Origin of the sequence: Bradyrhizobium sp. 153 (assembly GCF_023073835.1) — a bacterium.
In the GTDB taxonomy this organism is placed as follows: Bacteria; Pseudomonadota; Alphaproteobacteria; order Rhizobiales; family Xanthobacteraceae; genus Bradyrhizobium.
Genome location: NZ_JADPKH010000015.1, coordinates 245783 through 261828, shown reverse-complemented (window position 1 = coordinate 261828; position 16046 = coordinate 245783). Strand labels below are relative to the sequence as shown.

At 64.0% G+C, this 16046-nt stretch carries 19 protein-coding genes; 13 read left to right on the top strand and 6 right to left on the bottom strand.

The features are described from left to right. Positions 1-154: 154 nt before the first annotated feature. Positions 155-1126, bottom strand: coding sequence for a DUF2336 domain-containing protein (locus tag IVA91_RS03690; protein WP_247275887.1), 972 nt, complete (start codon positions 1124-1126; stop codon positions 155-157). Positions 1127-1381: 255 nt separating this feature from the next. Between IVA91_RS03690 and IVA91_RS03685 the strand changes: the two genes are divergently transcribed. The 6 genes from IVA91_RS03685 to IVA91_RS03660 all read left to right on the top strand — a co-directional run bounded on the left by IVA91_RS03685 (position 1382) and on the right by IVA91_RS03660 (position 7428). Continuing rightward, complete coding sequence (locus tag IVA91_RS03685) at positions 1382-1570, top strand: hypothetical protein (protein ID WP_247275886.1); 189 nt, start codon at positions 1382-1384, stop codon at positions 1568-1570. A 14-nt stretch (positions 1571-1584) separates the two neighbouring features. Next, positions 1585-2346, top strand: coding sequence for a hypothetical protein (locus IVA91_RS03680; protein ID WP_247275885.1), 762 nt, complete (start codon positions 1585-1587; stop codon positions 2344-2346). Between the two features lie 237 nt (positions 2347-2583). Further along, positions 2584-5997 (top strand): CHAT domain-containing protein, encoded by a 3414-nt coding sequence (locus IVA91_RS03675; RefSeq protein ID WP_247275884.1) that lies wholly within the window; start codon positions 2584-2586, stop codon positions 5995-5997. 41 nt (positions 5998-6038) lie between these two features. Further along, entirely contained in the window at positions 6039-6467 is a 429-nt protein-coding gene (locus IVA91_RS03670) for a hypothetical protein (protein WP_247275883.1), read from the top strand. Continuing rightward, complete coding sequence (locus IVA91_RS03665) at positions 6464-6661, top strand: hypothetical protein (protein WP_247275882.1); 198 nt, start codon at positions 6464-6466, stop codon at positions 6659-6661. Before IVA91_RS03670 ends, IVA91_RS03665 begins: the two co-directional genes overlap by 4 nt. 2 nt (positions 6662-6663) lie before the next feature. After that, entirely contained in the window at positions 6664-7428 is a 765-nt protein-coding gene (locus IVA91_RS03660; RefSeq protein WP_247275881.1) for a hypothetical protein, read from the top strand. Between the two features lie 42 nt (positions 7429-7470). Here the strand turns inward: IVA91_RS03660 and arsC are convergent, their stop codons facing one another. After that, complete coding sequence (gene arsC, locus IVA91_RS03655; RefSeq protein WP_247458336.1) at positions 7471-7863, bottom strand: arsenate reductase (glutaredoxin); 393 nt, start codon at positions 7861-7863, stop codon at positions 7471-7473. Positions 7864-8082: 219 nt separating this feature from the next. Beyond that, entirely contained in the window at positions 8083-9159 is a 1077-nt protein-coding gene (locus IVA91_RS03650) for a Cj0069 family protein (protein WP_247275879.1), read from the bottom strand. Between the two features lie 441 nt (positions 9160-9600). On the opposite strand from IVA91_RS03650, the gene IVA91_RS03645 reads away from it, so the two are divergent. The 7 genes from IVA91_RS03645 (at position 9601) to IVA91_RS03615 (ending at position 14045) form a co-directional block, all read left to right on the top strand. Next, complete coding sequence (locus IVA91_RS03645) at positions 9601-9831, top strand: hypothetical protein (RefSeq protein ID WP_247275878.1); 231 nt, start codon at positions 9601-9603, stop codon at positions 9829-9831. A 39-nt stretch (positions 9832-9870) separates the two neighbouring features. Continuing rightward, positions 9871-10758, top strand: a complete 888-nt coding sequence (locus IVA91_RS03640) for a DUF1259 domain-containing protein (RefSeq protein ID WP_247275877.1) — start codon at positions 9871-9873, stop codon at positions 10756-10758. A gap of 378 nt (positions 10759-11136) precedes the next feature. Continuing rightward, the gene (locus IVA91_RS03635) at positions 11137-11340 is read left to right on the top strand and encodes a hypothetical protein (protein ID WP_247275876.1); all 204 of its coding nucleotides are present in this window, start codon (positions 11137-11139) and stop codon (positions 11338-11340) included. Between the two features lie 499 nt (positions 11341-11839). Beyond that, positions 11840-12586 carry a sulfite exporter TauE/SafE family protein gene (locus IVA91_RS03630; protein ID WP_247415461.1) on the top strand — a complete coding sequence of 249 codons (747 nt, stop codon included), beginning with the start codon at positions 11840-11842 and terminating at the stop codon, positions 12584-12586. Positions 12587-12598: 12 nt separating this feature from the next. Further along, the gene (locus tag IVA91_RS03625; protein ID WP_247275875.1) at positions 12599-12769 is read left to right on the top strand and encodes a hypothetical protein; all 171 of its coding nucleotides are present in this window, start codon (positions 12599-12601) and stop codon (positions 12767-12769) included. Between the two features lie 153 nt (positions 12770-12922). Further along, positions 12923-13516 (top strand): hypothetical protein, encoded by a 594-nt coding sequence (locus IVA91_RS03620; protein ID WP_247275874.1) that lies wholly within the window; start codon positions 12923-12925, stop codon positions 13514-13516. Positions 13517-13544: 28 nt separating this feature from the next. Beyond that, the gene (locus tag IVA91_RS03615) at positions 13545-14045 is read left to right on the top strand and encodes a heme-binding protein (RefSeq protein WP_247275873.1); all 501 of its coding nucleotides are present in this window, start codon (positions 13545-13547) and stop codon (positions 14043-14045) included. A 66-nt stretch (positions 14046-14111) separates the two neighbouring features. Here IVA91_RS03615 and IVA91_RS03610 read toward each other — a convergent pair whose 3' ends face one another. The 3 genes from IVA91_RS03610 to IVA91_RS03600 form a co-directional block, all read right to left on the bottom strand. Next, positions 14112-14516, bottom strand: a complete 405-nt coding sequence (locus IVA91_RS03610) for a GFA family protein (RefSeq protein WP_247275872.1) — start codon at positions 14514-14516, stop codon at positions 14112-14114. A 369-nt stretch (positions 14517-14885) separates the two neighbouring features. Continuing rightward, positions 14886-15470 (bottom strand): DUF1254 domain-containing protein, encoded by a 585-nt coding sequence (locus IVA91_RS03605; protein WP_247275871.1) that lies wholly within the window; start codon positions 15468-15470, stop codon positions 14886-14888. After that, a complete protein-coding gene (locus IVA91_RS03600) occupies positions 15467-16045 on the bottom strand; it encodes a DUF1214 domain-containing protein (RefSeq protein WP_247275870.1) in 579 nt (192 codons plus the stop codon). Before IVA91_RS03600 ends, IVA91_RS03605 begins: the two co-directional genes overlap by 4 nt. Position 16046: the final 1 nt, after the last annotated feature.

Below are 16046 nucleotides of genomic sequence, written 5' to 3'. Positions count from 1 at the left end.
TTGCGCTCAATCGTCCGGTCATAGCTGTTGTCGCGCATCGGATCGTCCTCCGCTGGAGCGATCCAATCAGCGAATTAGTGAACATGCACAGCAATGACGAGCTTGGGGGCGTCGCGCGCGCGATATCCAATGCCGTTGGCTGTGAAGGCAAGCCTTACCGATCCGATCCGCCGGTGCGGGTGCGCACCGTCGGGCTCGTGCCCGGCTGCACGCCCGGCCGCGTCTGGCTTGCGCCTGTACGCGCGCGCTGGCGCTCGCCGTCATGCAGCGAAGACTGGTACTTTGCGCGGGTGACGGCGAGCGTCGAGCCGCGCCAGGCCGCCAGCATCACCAGCGCCGAGCGCTCGCCGAGCCGGTCATAGAGCCGCGACAGCCGGTACACGTCGTTCACAGAGGTCCCGATCTCCGGCTTGAAGAACAAGAGGATGCGCTGGAAGACCGGGCTCGGCATGTCGAGTGCGCGCGCGGCGACCGCGAGCGCTTCGCCGCCGGCATCGTCGACGATCTGGGCCGCGACGCGCGAGGGCAGGATCAGGCTGTCGCCGAGCTCGAGGGTGAAGTTCTCGATGTCACCCGCGATCGCCGCCATCTCCAGGATCTGGATCGCGCGCTTGGCGCGCACGGCCGGAATCCGCGGCGCCGCTTTGAGCGGGGTCTGCGCCAGATTGTGCAGGATCAGCGCGCGCTCGGAGGCGCCGGCGCGGAAGAACATGTCGTGGATCTCGGCGGCGTCCTTCGGCTGCATCGCCATGTTCGAGGCCAAGCGCTGCTCGGCCTCGGTGGGCGTGCGGACCGGGGCGGGTGCCGGCGGCTGCGGAATCTCTCGCGCCAGCGGAACCCTGCGGCCTTCCTGGGCGGCGACCAGTCCGAGCTTCTGGAGGATCGGGACCGGCGTCGATGGATAGACCGCGAGCCGCGCCTTGACGGCGGCGCGCGTCGCGTCGTCGACCTGGTCGATCAAACGTGTGGCGAGCTCGACGAATTGCCGCTGTTCGTCATCGCTGTGGACGCGCGTCTGGACATAGAGGTCGGTCAGCACGCGCAGCAGCGTCGGACGGATGTCGACGCCTTCGCGACGGGAGAGGGTCATCAGCCCGTCGAATCCGGGAAACAGCGACTTGGTCATTGAGGCGTACGCAACTCGGGAGAGACACTTGTCACGAGCCTATCGCAGGTTCTTTTAAAGTCTCGTTAAGGAAAACGAGGCGTGAAGCCGGCTCGGCAATTTATGGCATTGTCGTGCCGCAACGGGACGGCGCGGCACGGCCCGTGCGGTTACGGTCCGGAAAGCGCGTTTACATCCCGTTAACCATGAACTGATCTTAATGAATGCATGTTGCATGAGCGGTTTGGTCGCGCGGCAATTGATAGAGAGCTGGATATGGGGACGATCATCGAATTTCCGGCCGGTCGCCGGGCAGGCTCGTCGGGGGATGCCACACCGCGCACGGAAACGGGAATGGTTCTGATCCTCCCGGTGATCCGTATCGAGCGCGTGGCGGACGAAACCAGCGGCGATCGCGGGCCAGAGCAGGGCACAGCGCCGGGGCGCCGTCGTCGCCGCCGCTGACGTCCGGCTTTGCAATGCCGGACACCATTCGCCAGATCCGGCCTTTCGTATCGGCCGTCCTGCTCGCGCTGCTCGGCGCGACGCTCGGCGCCTGTAGCGGCGGCGATTTCGGCCGCACCCGCGCCGACATGCGCAGCGACGACATGCATCGCTGGCTGGGTGCGGAGGTCACCTCCAGCGTCGGCCTGAAGCCCTCGCAATTCCAGCTCACCGACGAAGAACGCCAGCTTCGCGACCTCGCCTATCCCATGATCGAGCCGCCGTTATCGCGCCCCGCCTGGAAGACCGTGTTCGGCGACTACAAGCCGCTGCCATCGCCCTGGCGGCAGAAGATCGTGTTCGACCGCACCATGTACGGGCGCACGCTGATCGACGAGCCGCACCGCTCGCATTCCTCGCGCTATGCGCAGCTGATCGAGGACGTGCGCAACGACATCACACGCTTCGAGCCGTTCTTCGCCAGCGCCATCCGCGTCATCGATCTCGACAGGAAGCGCGATGCCAGCATGGCGCGCGTCTCCGCGCTCTCGCCGAGGGAGAAGGACGACGCGGTCGCGCGCATGCAGGAGAACTCGCTGATCGTGCAGTGGGTGCAGCAATGCCTCGAGCAGCGGGTTTCATCCTACCGCTGGGCGCTGGAGCGGCTGGTGATCCAGGCCCCCGACGGCATGGCCGCCGACGCCGACCGCCTGATCGGCGAGCTCGCCGCCCAGACCGCCAACCCGCCGGTCGCAGCGCAGCCGCCCTACGGCCGCGCGCTCGTCTCGAAGGGCTGACGTACAAGCTCGCCGCATAAACTCGCTGCCTGTCGAGCGCGGCCATCTTACCTCGCGGCCAATCGGCGCGACGAGGTTGAGCCGCCTGTCGTGCGCGATCCTAGGCACCTTATGCCGGCGGTAGCCCGCTAACGCTCTTGTGGCATCGGGAACCGCATTGATTGTGCTTGTCCTTCCGGGCCGTCTGGATAGGATTATCTCGTTTCTTCAAGTCATTTTACCCAAAGGTCCTTCAAGATGAGCTTAGACGCCACGCGTCCGTTCAAGAGCCGTCTGGACGTTTCACCACACCACCTGCTGGCACTTGCCATTCTGCTTGGATCGACAGGCTCCGCAGCCGCGCTGACCAAGGAGGCGGCGATCGAGAATTGCCGGATGACCGTCGGCAGACCGATCGTGCAGGGGTGCATGCGTGCAGGCGGAGGCCCCGCCGGGGGCGCCAATCTGGAAGCTTGTCGCGCCAAGGCCACGCCTCAGGTCCGGGCCTGCGTGCAAGCGGCGCTGAATGCCGCCAATGGCCGCGCCAATGTCGCAGTCGAGCTTCCGAAGGAAGCGGCGCCCAAGCTCGAGCAAGGCGCTGCGCTTCCGAAGGACTTCGTTGCGCCGCCGCGCAGCATCGCCGACATCACGGCGATCCTCGACGGCGACAAGCCCGACGAGAAGATGATCGCCGAATTGAAGTCGGATGCCGATGCCGCACCGAGCGGGAAGGAATCCCGTCAGGATCTGGCGCAGTTCTATTTCGATCGCGCCAACGCGCGCGCGCAGCTCGGCCGGCTCGGCGAAGCCATCGCCGACGCCGACAAGGCCGTGGAGGTTGGGCGCGGCGCCGTCAGTCCTCATTTGCTGGGGCGGATGTTGCAGCTCCAGTCCCTGCAGCACGCTCTTGCAGGCGATCCGAAACGCTCGCTTGAGATCATGCAAAGGCTCCTGCGCGAATCGGCCAGCATGCCGGGCGCCAGGGGAATGCAGTTCAATACGAACCGCGCGATCGCATCCGTCCTCATTCAGATGGGAGACGTCGCGCAGGCGGAGGCCTATCTTCGCCGCACCCAGACCGCGATACAGGAGGCCCGCACCAGCGGTCATCCCAATTGGCGATCCGCCTATGCTCGATTTGGCCAGAGCTGGGAGGGCGAGCTGGAGATCGCTCGCGCCTTGATCTTCGAGGCACGCGGACAGTTTGCCGAAGCCGAGGCTGCCTATCGCACGGCAGAGCTTCGCAAGCGCGCAAGCACGAAGGCCGTCATGGAATCGGACAATCCACCGGCCGAGACCCTTCTGCTGCAGGCGATCGACGGGACCGTGTTGAACCAGGCGCGCATGAAGGCGAAGCAGGGCAGGCTCGCCGAGGCCGAGGTGGACGCGCGCCGCGCGCTGCTCTCGCGCCTGAAGGATACCGGCAAGTACAATCCCGTGACGCCGCGTTTCGTGATGGCGCTGGCGGGCATTCTGGTCGATCAGGGCCGTTACGAGGAGGCGGAGAAGCTCGGCCGTGTTGCCCTCGACATCAACAAGACCGTGGGTGTGCCGGAGGATTCGCACGCGACGGTGCAGCTGCTGTCGCAGCTTGCCGGCATCTTGACGCTTCGGCGCAACAACGCCGAAGCAAGCGCGATGTTTGCTCGGATCGACAAGGCTGTGGCCGGCTGGGAGCCGCAGCGCCGCCAGGTGTTCGAGCTCAATCCGGCCCGGATCCTGTCGCTCTATGGTTCCGGGCAGCTCGACGCAGGCATTGCCGCCGCCGAGCAGCTCGTGAAGAAGCAGATCGCCCGGGTCGGCGAAAATCATTTCGACGCGGCTTCGGCGCGTGGCACGCTGGCGGTCGGATTGATGCGCGCTCGGCGCGATGCCGATGCCATCAGGGAGTTCAAGGCCGCCATTCCGGTCATGATGGCGAGCGCCAACGAAAATGCCGATGACGAGAACACGACCGTGGTGGCTGCGCGGAGTCAGCGGCTGCAGACCATCGTCGAGAGCTATCTGCTGCTGCTCGGCAGGGCGGAAGGAGCCGGCAAGGAGGTCGGCGAAGAGACGTTCAGCCTCGCTGACGCCGTCCGTGGTCGCTCGGTGCAGCAGGCGCTGGCGGCGTCGAGCGCGCGTGCGGCGGCAAAGGATCCCGCCCTCGCCGAGCTCGTGCGCAAGGAGCAGGACCTGACCAAGCAGGTCAATGCCCAGCTCGGCACGCTCAACAACGTGCTCGCGCTTCCCTCGGCGGAGCGCGACGAGAAGGGCGTTGCGCAAATCCAGGCCTCGATCGCCGCCTTGCGCGGCCAGCGCGACAAGGCACGCCAGGAGATCAAGCAGAAGTTCCCGACTTACGCCGATCTCGTCTCGCCCAAGCCGCCGAGCGTTGCCGAGATTCGTGCGACGCTGGCCGACAGCGAGGCCATGCTGTCGTTCTATTTCGGCCAGAACGGCAGCTTCGTCTGGGCCGTGCCGAAGTCGGGGCCGGTGGCGTTCGCGGCCGTCCAGGCCAGGATCGGCGACATCGAAACGAAGATCCGCAAGCTGCGCGAAGCGCTCGAGCCGCAGGCCGCGATGATCTCGGACATTCCGCCCTTCGATCTCAAGCTCGGCCATGAACTTTACGAGCTGCTGCTCAAGCCGGTCGAGAGCGGCTGGAAGCCGGCCAGGAACCTGATCGTCGTGACCAATGGCGCGCTGGGACTGTTGCCGCTGGCGTTGTTGCCGACGGCACCGGCAGAGGTGGCTGCGGATGAGGACCCGCTCTTCATCGGTTATCGCAACGTGCCGTGGCTGGCGCGAACCCATGCCGTATCGACGGTGCCGTCGGCGGCGGCGTTGCGCACATTGCGGCAGCTGCCGCCGGGCAAGCCCGGCCGCGGCGACCTCGTGGCCTTCGGGGATCCCTATTTCAACAGCGATCAGCAGGCCGAGGCGGAAGGCGGGCAGAAGATTCAGGTCGCCGACGCCAGCGGCAACGTCACGCGCGGCGGGCCGCTGAAGCGACGCAACAGTCCCAAGCTCGAGGGCGTCGACAGCGCCGAGCTCGGTCTGTTGCCTCGTCTGCCCGATACCGCGGACGAGCTCAAATCGATCGCGCTGGCGCTGCAGGCGGACCCCTCGAAGGTGCTGTTCCTTGGCAAGAGCGCGACCGAGAGCGCCGTGAAGACGATGAATCTGTCCGGCTTCAGAATCCTGGCCTTTGCCACCCATGGTCTGGTCCCGGGCGAGCTGAACGGATTGACGCAACCGGCGCTCGCGTTGTCGTCACCGGCGGTGACGGGCGAGGGCGGCGACGGGCTCTTGACCATGGAGGAGATCCTCGGTCTCAAGCTGGACGCGGACTGGGTCGTCCTGTCAGCCTGTAACACCGGCGCCGGCGCTGGCGCAGGGGCCGAGGCGGCATCCGGGCTCGGGCGCGCGTTCTTCTATGCCGGAACGCGGGCGCTGCTGGTGACGAACTGGTCGGTGCATTCGCAGTCGGCACGGCAACTGGTGACAGACTTGTTCAAGCGGCAGGCCGAAGATCCCAAGCTGTCGCGCAGCGAGGCGCTGCGCCAGGCGACGATGGCTCTCATCGATGGTCCCGGCTATCTCAACAGCGAGGGCAAGACCGAGTTCGCCTATGCGCATCCGCTGTTCTGGGCGCCGTACACCATCATCGGCGATGGCGGCTTGCGTTGACCAACCGGGGAAGGGGTGCACGGACAATGAAGCGGAATGTCTTGCTGGGCCTCATGGCCGCAGGTTTGCTGTTCTCCGGACCAACGCGCGCCACGCCATTGATTACGGAAGAGGAAGCGAAGCTGCCGCCGCCGAAGGGCGCGGTTGCCGTCGATCAGCGCGGCATCATGCGCGGCCCCAAAGTCGAGTTCGTCTCGCCGGGCGACTCGGCGAGTTCACCTCTGCGACTGGTATTGAAGTTTCAGTCTTATGGCGGCGCAAAGATTGATCCGGACTCGGTCAGGGTGATCTTCCTCCGGACGCCGAATGTCGACTTGACTCCGCGGGTCAAGCCCTTCGTCCAGCCCGACGGCATCAACATGCAGGATGCGGAACTGCCGCCGGGCGAATACACGGTGCGCGTCGATATCAAGGACAGTGATGGTCGGCCCGGCACGACCATCTTTACGCTGAAGGTCGCACCCAAGTGACGTGCCCCTACTGCCAGTCCGGAACTGCAGAGGGTGCGCTGGTTTGTGCGTCCTGCGGGCGCGACATCGCCGTTCCCGCCACGCTGATCGCCGAGCGTGACGATCTCCTGCGCAAGCGCGAGGAGCTGCGTGATGAACTGCGGAAGGCCAGAGACGAGGTCGAGGCCATTATGAGGCGAAGGAAGTCGCGCTAGCGATGGAATGTCCGTTTTGCGCCGAGACGATCAAGGACGAAGCCATCGCGTGCAAGCATTGCTCGCGGGACTTGCGCGTCGTGCGGCCGACGCTTGTCGAGATTGACGAGATCGTTGCCGATCTGGACAAGATCAGGCGCGATCTCGATCGTGTCAATGTCCGCCTCGAGCGCTACAACAATCCGCTGCGCTATTACGGAACGCATGCGGTGCTCTATATTGCCATTCCGTCCCTGCTGCTGGTGATCGCGCATGTGCTCGTGACCATCACCTTCAACGTGTCCCCGATCCCGCTTCGGATCGCATCGATCGCCATACCGCTGCTGTTCGGTTTCGTGGCCTATCCACTGCATCGGGTCTTCGCCCTGACGGCATTTGTGCTGGGGTTCCTGGCGGCTTGCGTCAGCATCTTCGCGATGCTGACGGTGACCGGGATCCACGATCACGTCCCGATCCTGCCGACGATCTGGATCGAGTGGCGGGAAGTGTTCGAATATGGCGCGAGCATCCTGCTGGCCTTCGTCTCCGGCAATATCTTGAGCGTCGTGATCTTCCAGGTCTTGCCGCGTGTGCTGTCGCACGGGGGCAAACCGAACGCGTTCGCCTTCCGCGTGGCGCGCCTGCTGGGACAACATGTCGGCGAGGAACAACTGCGCCGCCGTGCCCGCTTGATCCAGGACCTCATGCAGACAGCCGGGCCGCTGGCCGGTGTCGCCGCAACCGCGGTCGGCTCGATCTACGCCGGCTTGAAGGGGCTGCTTGGATAGCGTTGCGAACGGTGCGGGGCGGCCGGCGAGAGCAGCACCTGCCTATCGCGATTCCACCACCTCGCCGTCCTCCTTCACGAACCGGCCAACGGGATTCTCCAGGAGATCGATGACGGCTTCCGAGGGACGGCACAGTCGTGTGCCTTTTGGGGTCACCACGATCGGACGGTTGATCAGGATGGGATGCGCGAGCATCTGGTCGATCAGCTCGTCATCGGACCATTTTGGGTCATCGAGGCCGAGGTCGTGAAAGGGCGTGCCTTTCTCCCGCAGCAGCGCGCGAGCGGAGATCCCCAAGCCTTTGATGAGCTCGACCAGCGTTTCGCGGGATGGCGGCGATTCGATGACGACAGGTTCGACGCCGCTCTGCCGGATCATCGCAAGCGTGTTGCGCGAGGTGCCGCAAGCCGGGTTATGATAGATCGTGACGGTCATCGGGTTGCCTCCGCAGCAGGGATTGGGCTGGCCGTGCGAGTGTCCGAGCAGCCAATTCATCAGCAGCATATCTGCAAACGCGCCACAAGGCTCCGCAAGGATGAAGCGGGGCGGGTCAGCGGGGCGAAAGGCCGCAAAGGTGTTTGCCAGGGTCGCGCGACCGCCACGGCCGGATGGCGGACGAGGTCGGCGCACGCTTATTGGTCCCGACAGTTTCTGTCAGCCGCAGCGCACCTCCTGAGCGCGCAGCAAGCGGTGCCTGACTGTTCGCGCGATCGCTGCCGGCGCCTCCTCGGGGATGGCAAAGCAGGAACTCGCGTTGATCTCGCACAGAACGTATGTGTCGGCCCCTGACGCATCGCGTGGCCCGTACAGGAAGTCCGCATCCCAGATCACCGGCAGCGAAGATTCATCGATGCCGAGCGTCTCCATCATCTGCGGGGTCCATTCGTGCTCCATGGCCCTTCGCAACGACTGGAACGGCGGCGCATCAGGCCCGTGCATGATTCGCGGTCCCGGTTGCGCCTCAGCAGCATCCGGGCCTCCCTGCGGCGGCGGGATCAAGCCCTTGATCAATTGATGCCCAAAGCCTGCGACCCTGGCGCCGCTCATGTAGCAGCGGATCATCCCCTCGGGCAGACGAGGTTGGAATGCCTGGTCGATGATGCAGCCACCCCAGCCGAAATATTGCTCGCAGCGCGCGATGAGGGCATCGAGCTGGGTGTCCTCAGGCAGGCTGCCACGTTGGGCATGGAGCACCCGGACCATGGCGTCCGTGTTCGGAAGTGCTTCGACCTTCCAAACGCCCTGGCCACCATTGCCGCGATTTTGCTTCAGCACGCGCGGGCCGCTTGCCCGCAGGCGCGATGGAAATTCGGCGCGAAAGGCCGCCACGGTATCATAGCGGTGCGTGTCGGTGCCCCAGCCCAGGTGACGCGTCCGGTAGAGCACCTCTTTGACGCCCATCTTCAGGATCACGTCGGGATGTGCGCTCACCCATGTACCTTGCGCTGCAACGTCGCGCAGCAGGTCGTCGAGCTCGGCGCGGGTTTTGCCTTGATGGATCGGATCGATCCAGACGAGCACGCCGTCGGCGGCGAGCAACTGGTCGCGCACCGCATCGGCGAAGCTTTCGTCGTAGATCACCGGTTGGGCTTCGATGCCGATAGCGGCGAGTGCTTCGAAGACGCGAACGAAGCGGCTGTTTTGCGCCGTCGCCTCCCGGCGCGCGGCAGCATCGCCGCGCGAGAGAATGGCTACGGTGTTGCGGGAAGTGGGGTGTTCCTCGGTGTCCATGCGCAAGCTCCACGAATTGCGTGCTGCGCAGAGCTTGGACCGGAGTCTCACGGGGAGTCTGCTTCATCCCCACGCGGGCAATCTACGTGAGATGGTTCGCATGTTTCAAGACCCAGGTTCGGCCGGTTCCGTCGGAACGTTGAACATTTCTTGACCGGTCGCGGGCATGCGCGCGTTGACAGCTCGTCCGTCGAGGCTTTTACTCGCTGCAACGGGGACATGCGATCTCCCCGTGAGGCGACATGCCCAAGCATCGCGTCCTGATCACCAAGGGCGCCGCATGTCATGATTACCCGATCTCATCCGAACAATTCTTGGTTCATCGTGCGCACGCCGAAGCGCATCGATGGCCGCATCGTGTTGCGTCTCCCGGGTTCATCCGGGCGCCACGTCGCAAGCCGATCTAACCTGGGGCAGGGATTTCACCTGGAGAGAAAGACCATGTGTACACGCATCCTTCATGCCGCCCTGTTTCTCGCGTTCGCGTCAGGGCTGTCGAGCGCACACGCTCTGACACAGGAGGAATTCATCGCCAAAATCCAGGCTGCCGGCTATTCGCAGGTCAGCGACGTCAAGTCGACCGCCGAGGGCACGACCGCAAAGGCCGTCAAGAACGGCAAGCAAGTGCGGCTCGTCGTCGACAGTGGCGGCCAGATCAAGGAGCAGAAGTGAGGCACTGGCGGACGAAATCCAGATTGAGGGAGCAGTTCAATGAGAAAGACAATCCCGGTTCTGATGCTCATCGGCACCTGCTTCATGGTGGCGGCTCACGCCCAGAATGTCGACTGGCAGAAGGTTGATGAGACGCTGGGCCGCAAGCCCACTGTTACGGACGATGTCCATCGCTACGGCTTTCCTCGCACCGATCTCACGGTGACGCTCGACGGCGTGACCATCAAGCCGGCGCTGGCGCTTGGCGGTTGGGTCGCGTTCAAGCCGGCGCATGGCGGCGCCATGGTCATGGGCGACCTCGTGCTGCTCGAGACCGAGGTCAATCCCGTCATGGCGAAGATGATCGCGAGCGGTCTCGAGATCACCGCCGTACACAATCATCTGCTTCGCGCGAGCCCGGCCACATTCTACATGCACATCGCCGGACACGGAGATCCAGTCAAACTGGCCTCGGCCATCCATGATGGGCTTGCCGAAAGCAAGACGCCGCTGACGGCCGCGGCGCCAGGGAACGCGCCGCCTGCCATCGAGCTCGACACGGCCAAGCTCGACCAGATCATCGGCGTCAAGGGGCAGGGCAATGGCGGCGTCTATCAGTTCAACGTGAAGCGGCGCGACCCGATCACGGAGGACGGCATGCCGCTGACTCCGGTCGGCGCTATGGGCGTTGCGATCGCCATCAACTTTCAGCCGACCGGCGGCGGCAAGGCGGCCATCACAGGCGATTTCGTCCTGACCGGCGACGAGGTGAACCCGGTCCTCGCGGCGCTGCGGACGCATGGCATCGAGGTGACGGCGCTGCACAGCCACATGCTGGACGAGCAGCCGCGGCTCTTCTTCATGCATTTCTGGGCCAACGACGATGCCGTCAAACTTGCAGAGGGCTTGCGGGCGGCGCTCGACAAGACGGCCAGCACGAAGAGCTGACGCCCGGGAGGGAGCTGCGCACGATGATGTTCGTCGGGCCAGTCGCGTGCTTGACCGAGTCCAAGTCATCCGAAGCGCTGGTCCAATGCATGGGCGTGGAGCAAGGCACTTGTCGTGCCTTGCCCCGCCGTGCAGCGCCAAGCGCTGCGATCCTTTCTGAACTCATGTGCGGACCGGTTGTTACCGTTCATCGAACAGAGGAGGAAACCATGCGCGTTCTTGCGATGATAACGGCAGTTCTGCTGTCCTGCGCTGTCGGCCCCTTACTTGCCGCCGAAATGGAGAAGGTCCCGACGCAGTCGGGTCCGGCCGCCGTTCCAGTGCAACCGGATCAAACGCCCGGGCAGGCCGAGCAGGCCCGCGAGCAGGACAGAAAGGATGCTGAAGACGTTCAGATTGGCCGTGATTGGAAAGCGCAAGGCGGCAGCGAAGGCGAACGCGCGGGTCGAGCTGACTCATCCGGGCAGGAGCATCAAACCGTGGGCCGAGATTGGCGAGCTCATCCTGACGATCGTGAACGGCGGTGAATCGACAGCCAACCTCCGGACGCTCGCAAGCGCTGGTTGTCTACGAGTCAGTTGAAATATCCATCCGCTGGTCAGAGCGGAGTGCGGAGGGCATTTGACAAATCCGCCTGCTGCGCAATAGTTGCGGGTACGGGGAAGCGATCTCCCCGTGAGGCGACATGCCCAAGAATCGCGTCCCTTTTTCGATAAGGACGCTGCATGTCTGCCGTTTGCCTATCCATCTCCAAACCCTTCTATTCCTCTCGCGTCAGGACCTCGCGGTCGGCCGGTCGCCGCGCGATCGCAGGCTCGTCAATCAGTGGGCGTCGGGTCACTGACAGCCTGCCGGCGGAACGCCGATTCTGGCGCTCAACATGTACGAGCACCTGTCACGTCGATTATGGCGCCAAGGCCAGCAGCTATGTGCTCGCCGGCATCTTGCAGCATATCGCGAGGACGGGAGGTAAGCGGGAGAAGCGTCTGACATAACACCTGATGATTTCGGGGGTACCGCGAGCTCCCCGTGAGATGGATTCCCATCCAAGCGCTCGCCACCTCGTTCCGGGGACGGTCATATGGATGTTCTTGTCTTCACTGTCTTTGCTCTTGCCGCCCTCGTCGGCGGTTTCGTCAGCGGCTTCTCGGGCTTTGCGATGGGTCTGGTGGTTTCCGGCGTCTGGCTGCACATCATCACGCCGATACAGACCGCCACTCTGATCGCTGGATACGGTCTGCTCACCCAGGGTTACGGCATGTACAAGCTGCGACATGTGGTGGATCTGCGCAAGGCATGGCCGCTCGCGCTAGGAACCGTCATCGGCATTCCGATCGGCGTTGGAATTCTCGCCTATCTCGATCCCGTCTATCTGAGGTTCGGCGTCGGATTATTGTTGCTGGTCTACTCGATATATGGCCTCACAAGGCCGGTGTTCGCGCCGATGAAGATCGGGACCGGCGCCGATATCGCGATCGGCATCTCAAACGGGATGCTTGGCGGGCTGACAGGACTCGGCGGCGTCATCTCCACGATATCGTGCCAGTGGCGAGGTTGGCCGAAGGATGTGCAGCGGGCCGTCTTTCAGCCGGTGCTGTTCGTCGCCTTCGTGGTCATCTCTCTGTCCCAGGCGGCGGCCGGCACGATCACCAAGGAAACACTGATGCTGTACGTACTCGGCGTTCCCTTCATGGTCGCCGGCCTTTGGTCCGGATTCAAGCTGTTCGGAATGATCGACGACGAGACCTTTCGCAAGTCTGTGCTGGCATTGCTGCTGATCGCCGGGCTCTCGCTGATCGCGTCGACACTGCCGTTTTCCTCCCGCTGACCATGAGGCTTCATGCCACTGAAGAGCTTGGGCTTCATCCCGGTCCCGAATGGCCTGAACAGCGATTTCGATGACGCCGCCTTCGATCCGAAGACGCGCGGCGTCTTCATTGCGCACACGGCGCCCGACTGCCTGGAGGTGATCGCCTTCTGGTATTCTCCGGCGAACGATGACTGCAGATGAGCCGAGGCAAGCCGCACGCCGATCCGATGGACCGAAAAGTTGATGATAGGAAAATTGATGATAGGCACCGCCACAAACTTTTCGTTGCGACCTTCCGCATGGGCGTGGCTTGCTCTTGCATCCATGCTGATTTGGTTATTGGGAGGGAACGCCATGGCCGAGACCCTGAATTTTGACAACGTTCCGGCCGGAATGCCGCCGGAAGGATGGACTTTAACGAAGACCGGTCAGGGAGAATCGAAATGGACCGTCGAGGCCGAGCCCACAGCGCCAAGCAAGCCGAACGTCCTCAAGCAATCCGGACGGGCGACTTTTCCGGTCGCCATCAAGAGTGGTACCACCATCCGCGACGGTTTTGTTGAAGTGAAGTTCAAGGCGGTTACCGGGTCCGAAGATCGCGCCGCGGGAATCATCTGGCGCGCCAAGGATGCCGACAATTACTACGTCGTGCGGGCCAACGCACTGGAGGACAATGTCGTGCTTTACAAGACAATCAACGGCATTCGAACGTCACTGGAGATTGTCGGTCGCAAGGGCGGATATGGCGTCCGCACACCGGTGGCGTCCGGGCAATGGCACGCGTTGCGTTGCGACTTCGCGGGACATCGATTCAAGGTGACCTTTGATGGAAAGCCGTTATTCGAGGTGGAGGACGCCACGATTACGAATGCCGGGATGATCGGCCTGTGGACCAAGGCGGATAGCGTGACCCTGTTCGATGATCTGGCATATGGTGAGGTCAAATAGCATCTGCCCAACCTCGCCGGAGTTAGCCATGAACGCTCGATGTCTGTCGGTCGCGACCGCCCTGCTGATCGCGTGCATCAGTCCAATGGAGGCGGAAGAAGCCCTCGTTGCCTACAAATCGCTTAGTCCGGAGCTGGCGCTCGATCTCGCGCGTGCCGCGTTGGATAGCTGCCGCGCCCGTGGCTACCAGGTTGCCGTCGCTGTCGTCGATCGCTCCGGTCTAACGCAAGTGATGCTGCGCGACCGCTTTGCAGGTCCTCACACGCCAATAACGGCATCCGGCAAAGCGTGGACAGCTGCGTCGTTCAAGACCAGTACGACCGATCTGAATGCGATCAGCCAACCCGGCATGATGCAGGCGGGCATTCGAAATCTTCCCGGAACAGTCATCATCGGAGGCGGGCTGATCGTCGAAGCAGGCGGCTCTCTGGTCGGAGCGGTCGGCGTATCCGGCGCTCCGGGCGGCGACGCGGACGAAGCGTGCGCGAAAGCCGGGATCGAAGCCATACGCGACAAGTTGGAGTTTTGAGGCGCGGATCAAGCTCGCGGCTGGAATGCCTTAAACGTTGGCGCGAAGCCGGATCGACGCCTGTCGCTAGGGCTGCGGAGGAAAGCGATCGAACGTCGGCAGCTCGTGTGCACGCTCCATCCAGCGCAGACGCTCGGCGACCTGGATGTGCATCGTGGCCGGCACGGCATCGGGATCATCGTAGGTCGCACTCTGGACGTCGATGATCCCAGGCATGTTGGCGTTGACGTAGAACAGGCCAGTTCCGCAGTCACCGCAGAAGCGCCGCCGAGCATGTTCCGAAGACCGGTACACCTTGGGCTCGCCCTTGGTCACCTTGACCGCATCCTCCGCATACATCGTCCAGCCGACGAGCGGAGCGCCGGCGTGAAGCCGGCAATCGCGGCAGTGGCACAGCGCGTGCACGATTGCTTCGCCCTCGATTTGATAACGGATTGCGCCGCAGTGACAGCCGCCGGTGATGGTGCTCATGCGTTTCTCCCGCTTAACGCAAGTTTTTCAGATCGATAGCGCTGGAAACGTGCTGCTTCAACGGGCGCAATCGATTTTCGATTGCGTCCTACTGTCGCCTGACATCTCCCGCCATCGCGGCTGCGGTCAGATTACTGGGGAGCAATTGTCGGCCGCGCGGTTCCGCACGCGCAACGGCCGATCCCTCGATGATGGCATTGTGCCGGTGTTTTGCCCGACGTGTCAAAAGGACGTTTGGCCCGAGCCCAGCGCCTCGCGGCCGCTATGGAGGAAATGCCGACATGAAAACGGTCTTGACTTCAGTAGCTTGGCTACTGTGCATGGGGTTGTTTTCGCAGTTTTGTTGCTGCGCTGCCGAAGCGGCGCGCTTCAGCGCCGGCTGCGCGGCGCTTCGGCTTTGGCCGGCGGCTCGGTCTGGGGGGCGCAGGTCGCGGCCGCGAGCGAGCCTTGCGCCTGCGGCATCAGGCCGGGCTCGGGGGCGAGCGCCTTCATCACGATCAGCCCGGTGGTAGCAGGGGAATCGATGATCAGGCGGTCGGCCGCGGTGACCTCCTCGTCCTCGGGCAGCTCGTTGTGCTGCGCCTCCGTCATCAGGTCGAGCTCGATCACCTTGCGGCCCGCGGAGCGGTCGTTGATGGCGTAATAGGCGATCTCGTTACGGGTGTAGAACGACACCGAGGTGTAGGCCGGGCTCACCGGCACGGTCAGCTTGATCGGCCCGCCCGACAGATCGTAGCGGCAGATCGCGAGCGCAAAGGCCGGATCCATGAACGGCATCGGTGAGGTCTGCGGATCGGCGAGGGGAAGCTGGGTGACGGCGTTCACCTTCGTCATCGGCGTCAGCCGCGAATAGGCGTCCTGCGTCGCGATCCGCGGCAGCGCCAGCACGCTGACGAGATGGACCACGAGACCTAGAATGATGCCGGCAACGATGGTGAACAACAGGCGGATCATAAGCAGCCCACCGTCGTGATCTGCGGCATCGGCGCATCGCGCTGGGTGCGAGTGGCGACGCCGACGGGGGTATCGTAGAGGCGCAGCATCAAGGCGTAGCGCTCGATGCCGCCGGTCGGCAGCCAATTGCCGGCGCGCGAGCGCGAGGCGATGCGGATCTCGAACGAGCCGTCGGACTGGCGCACGATCTCCTGGCTGGTGAAGCCGTAGCGCTGCAGCGAATTGGCGACGAGGTGGCCCTTGCGGTCGTACAGCGTCAGCGTCCAGAACCGCGCCGGCGGTGTCACGCCGGAGACGATCACGTCGCAGCGGCCGTCGAGCGCCTTCTTCTTGTCGTCGGTGGTCGCGGTGAAGGCGACGCCGTCGCCGGTGCCGATCGGCAATTCGCCGTTGCGCACAATAGTGGCGCGCGAATAGGGATCGACGTCGGCGGTGCCGGTGCGCGGGCGCGCGGTCCAGGCGCCGATGGTCAGCGCGCCGATCTCGGTGCCGCGCGTCGTCGTCATCCAGGTGGCGCCGACGCCGACCACCGTCGCGAGCAGAAGGGCCGTCAATGTGATCAGGATCAGCCGCACG

What these genes read in the sequence shown, in the direction of transcription:
- IVA91_RS03630 (WP_247415461.1), top strand. Translation starts at nt 11,840, where the DNA reads ATGGATGTTCTTGTCTTCACTGTCTTTGCTCTTGCCGCCCTCGTCGGC.
- IVA91_RS03650 (WP_247275879.1), bottom strand. Translation starts at nt 9,159, where the DNA reads ATGGACACCGAGGAACACCCCACTTCCCGCAACACCGTAGCCATTCTC.
- IVA91_RS03605 (WP_247275871.1), bottom strand. Translation starts at nt 15,470, where the DNA reads ATGATCCGCCTGTTGTTCACCATCGTTGCCGGCATCATTCTAGGTCTC.
- IVA91_RS03615 (WP_247275873.1), top strand. Translation starts at nt 13,545, where the DNA reads ATGAACGCTCGATGTCTGTCGGTCGCGACCGCCCTGCTGATCGCGTGC.
- IVA91_RS03635 (WP_247275876.1), top strand. Translation starts at nt 11,137, where the DNA reads ATGCTGAAGACGTTCAGATTGGCCGTGATTGGAAAGCGCAAGGCGGCA.
- IVA91_RS03625 (WP_247275875.1), top strand. Translation starts at nt 12,599, where the DNA reads ATGCCACTGAAGAGCTTGGGCTTCATCCCGGTCCCGAATGGCCTGAAC.
- IVA91_RS03675 (WP_247275884.1), top strand. Translation starts at nt 2,584, where the DNA reads ATGAGCTTAGACGCCACGCGTCCGTTCAAGAGCCGTCTGGACGTTTCA.
- IVA91_RS03645 (WP_247275878.1), top strand. Translation starts at nt 9,601, where the DNA reads ATGTGTACACGCATCCTTCATGCCGCCCTGTTTCTCGCGTTCGCGTCA.
- IVA91_RS03610 (WP_247275872.1), bottom strand. Translation starts at nt 14,516, where the DNA reads ATGAGCACCATCACCGGCGGCTGTCACTGCGGCGCAATCCGTTATCAA.
- IVA91_RS03685 (WP_247275886.1), top strand. Translation starts at nt 1,382, where the DNA reads ATGGGGACGATCATCGAATTTCCGGCCGGTCGCCGGGCAGGCTCGTCG.
- IVA91_RS03620 (WP_247275874.1), top strand. Translation starts at nt 12,923, where the DNA reads ATGGCCGAGACCCTGAATTTTGACAACGTTCCGGCCGGAATGCCGCCG.
- IVA91_RS03660 (WP_247275881.1), top strand. Translation starts at nt 6,664, where the DNA reads ATGGAATGTCCGTTTTGCGCCGAGACGATCAAGGACGAAGCCATCGCG.
- IVA91_RS03640 (WP_247275877.1), top strand. Translation starts at nt 9,871, where the DNA reads ATGAGAAAGACAATCCCGGTTCTGATGCTCATCGGCACCTGCTTCATG.
- IVA91_RS03690 (WP_247275887.1), bottom strand. Translation starts at nt 1,126, where the DNA reads ATGACCAAGTCGCTGTTTCCCGGATTCGACGGGCTGATGACCCTCTCC.
- IVA91_RS03680 (WP_247275885.1), top strand. Translation starts at nt 1,585, where the DNA reads ATGCCGGACACCATTCGCCAGATCCGGCCTTTCGTATCGGCCGTCCTG.
- arsC (WP_247458336.1), bottom strand. Translation starts at nt 7,863, where the DNA reads ATGACCGTCACGATCTATCATAACCCGGCTTGCGGCACCTCGCGCAAC.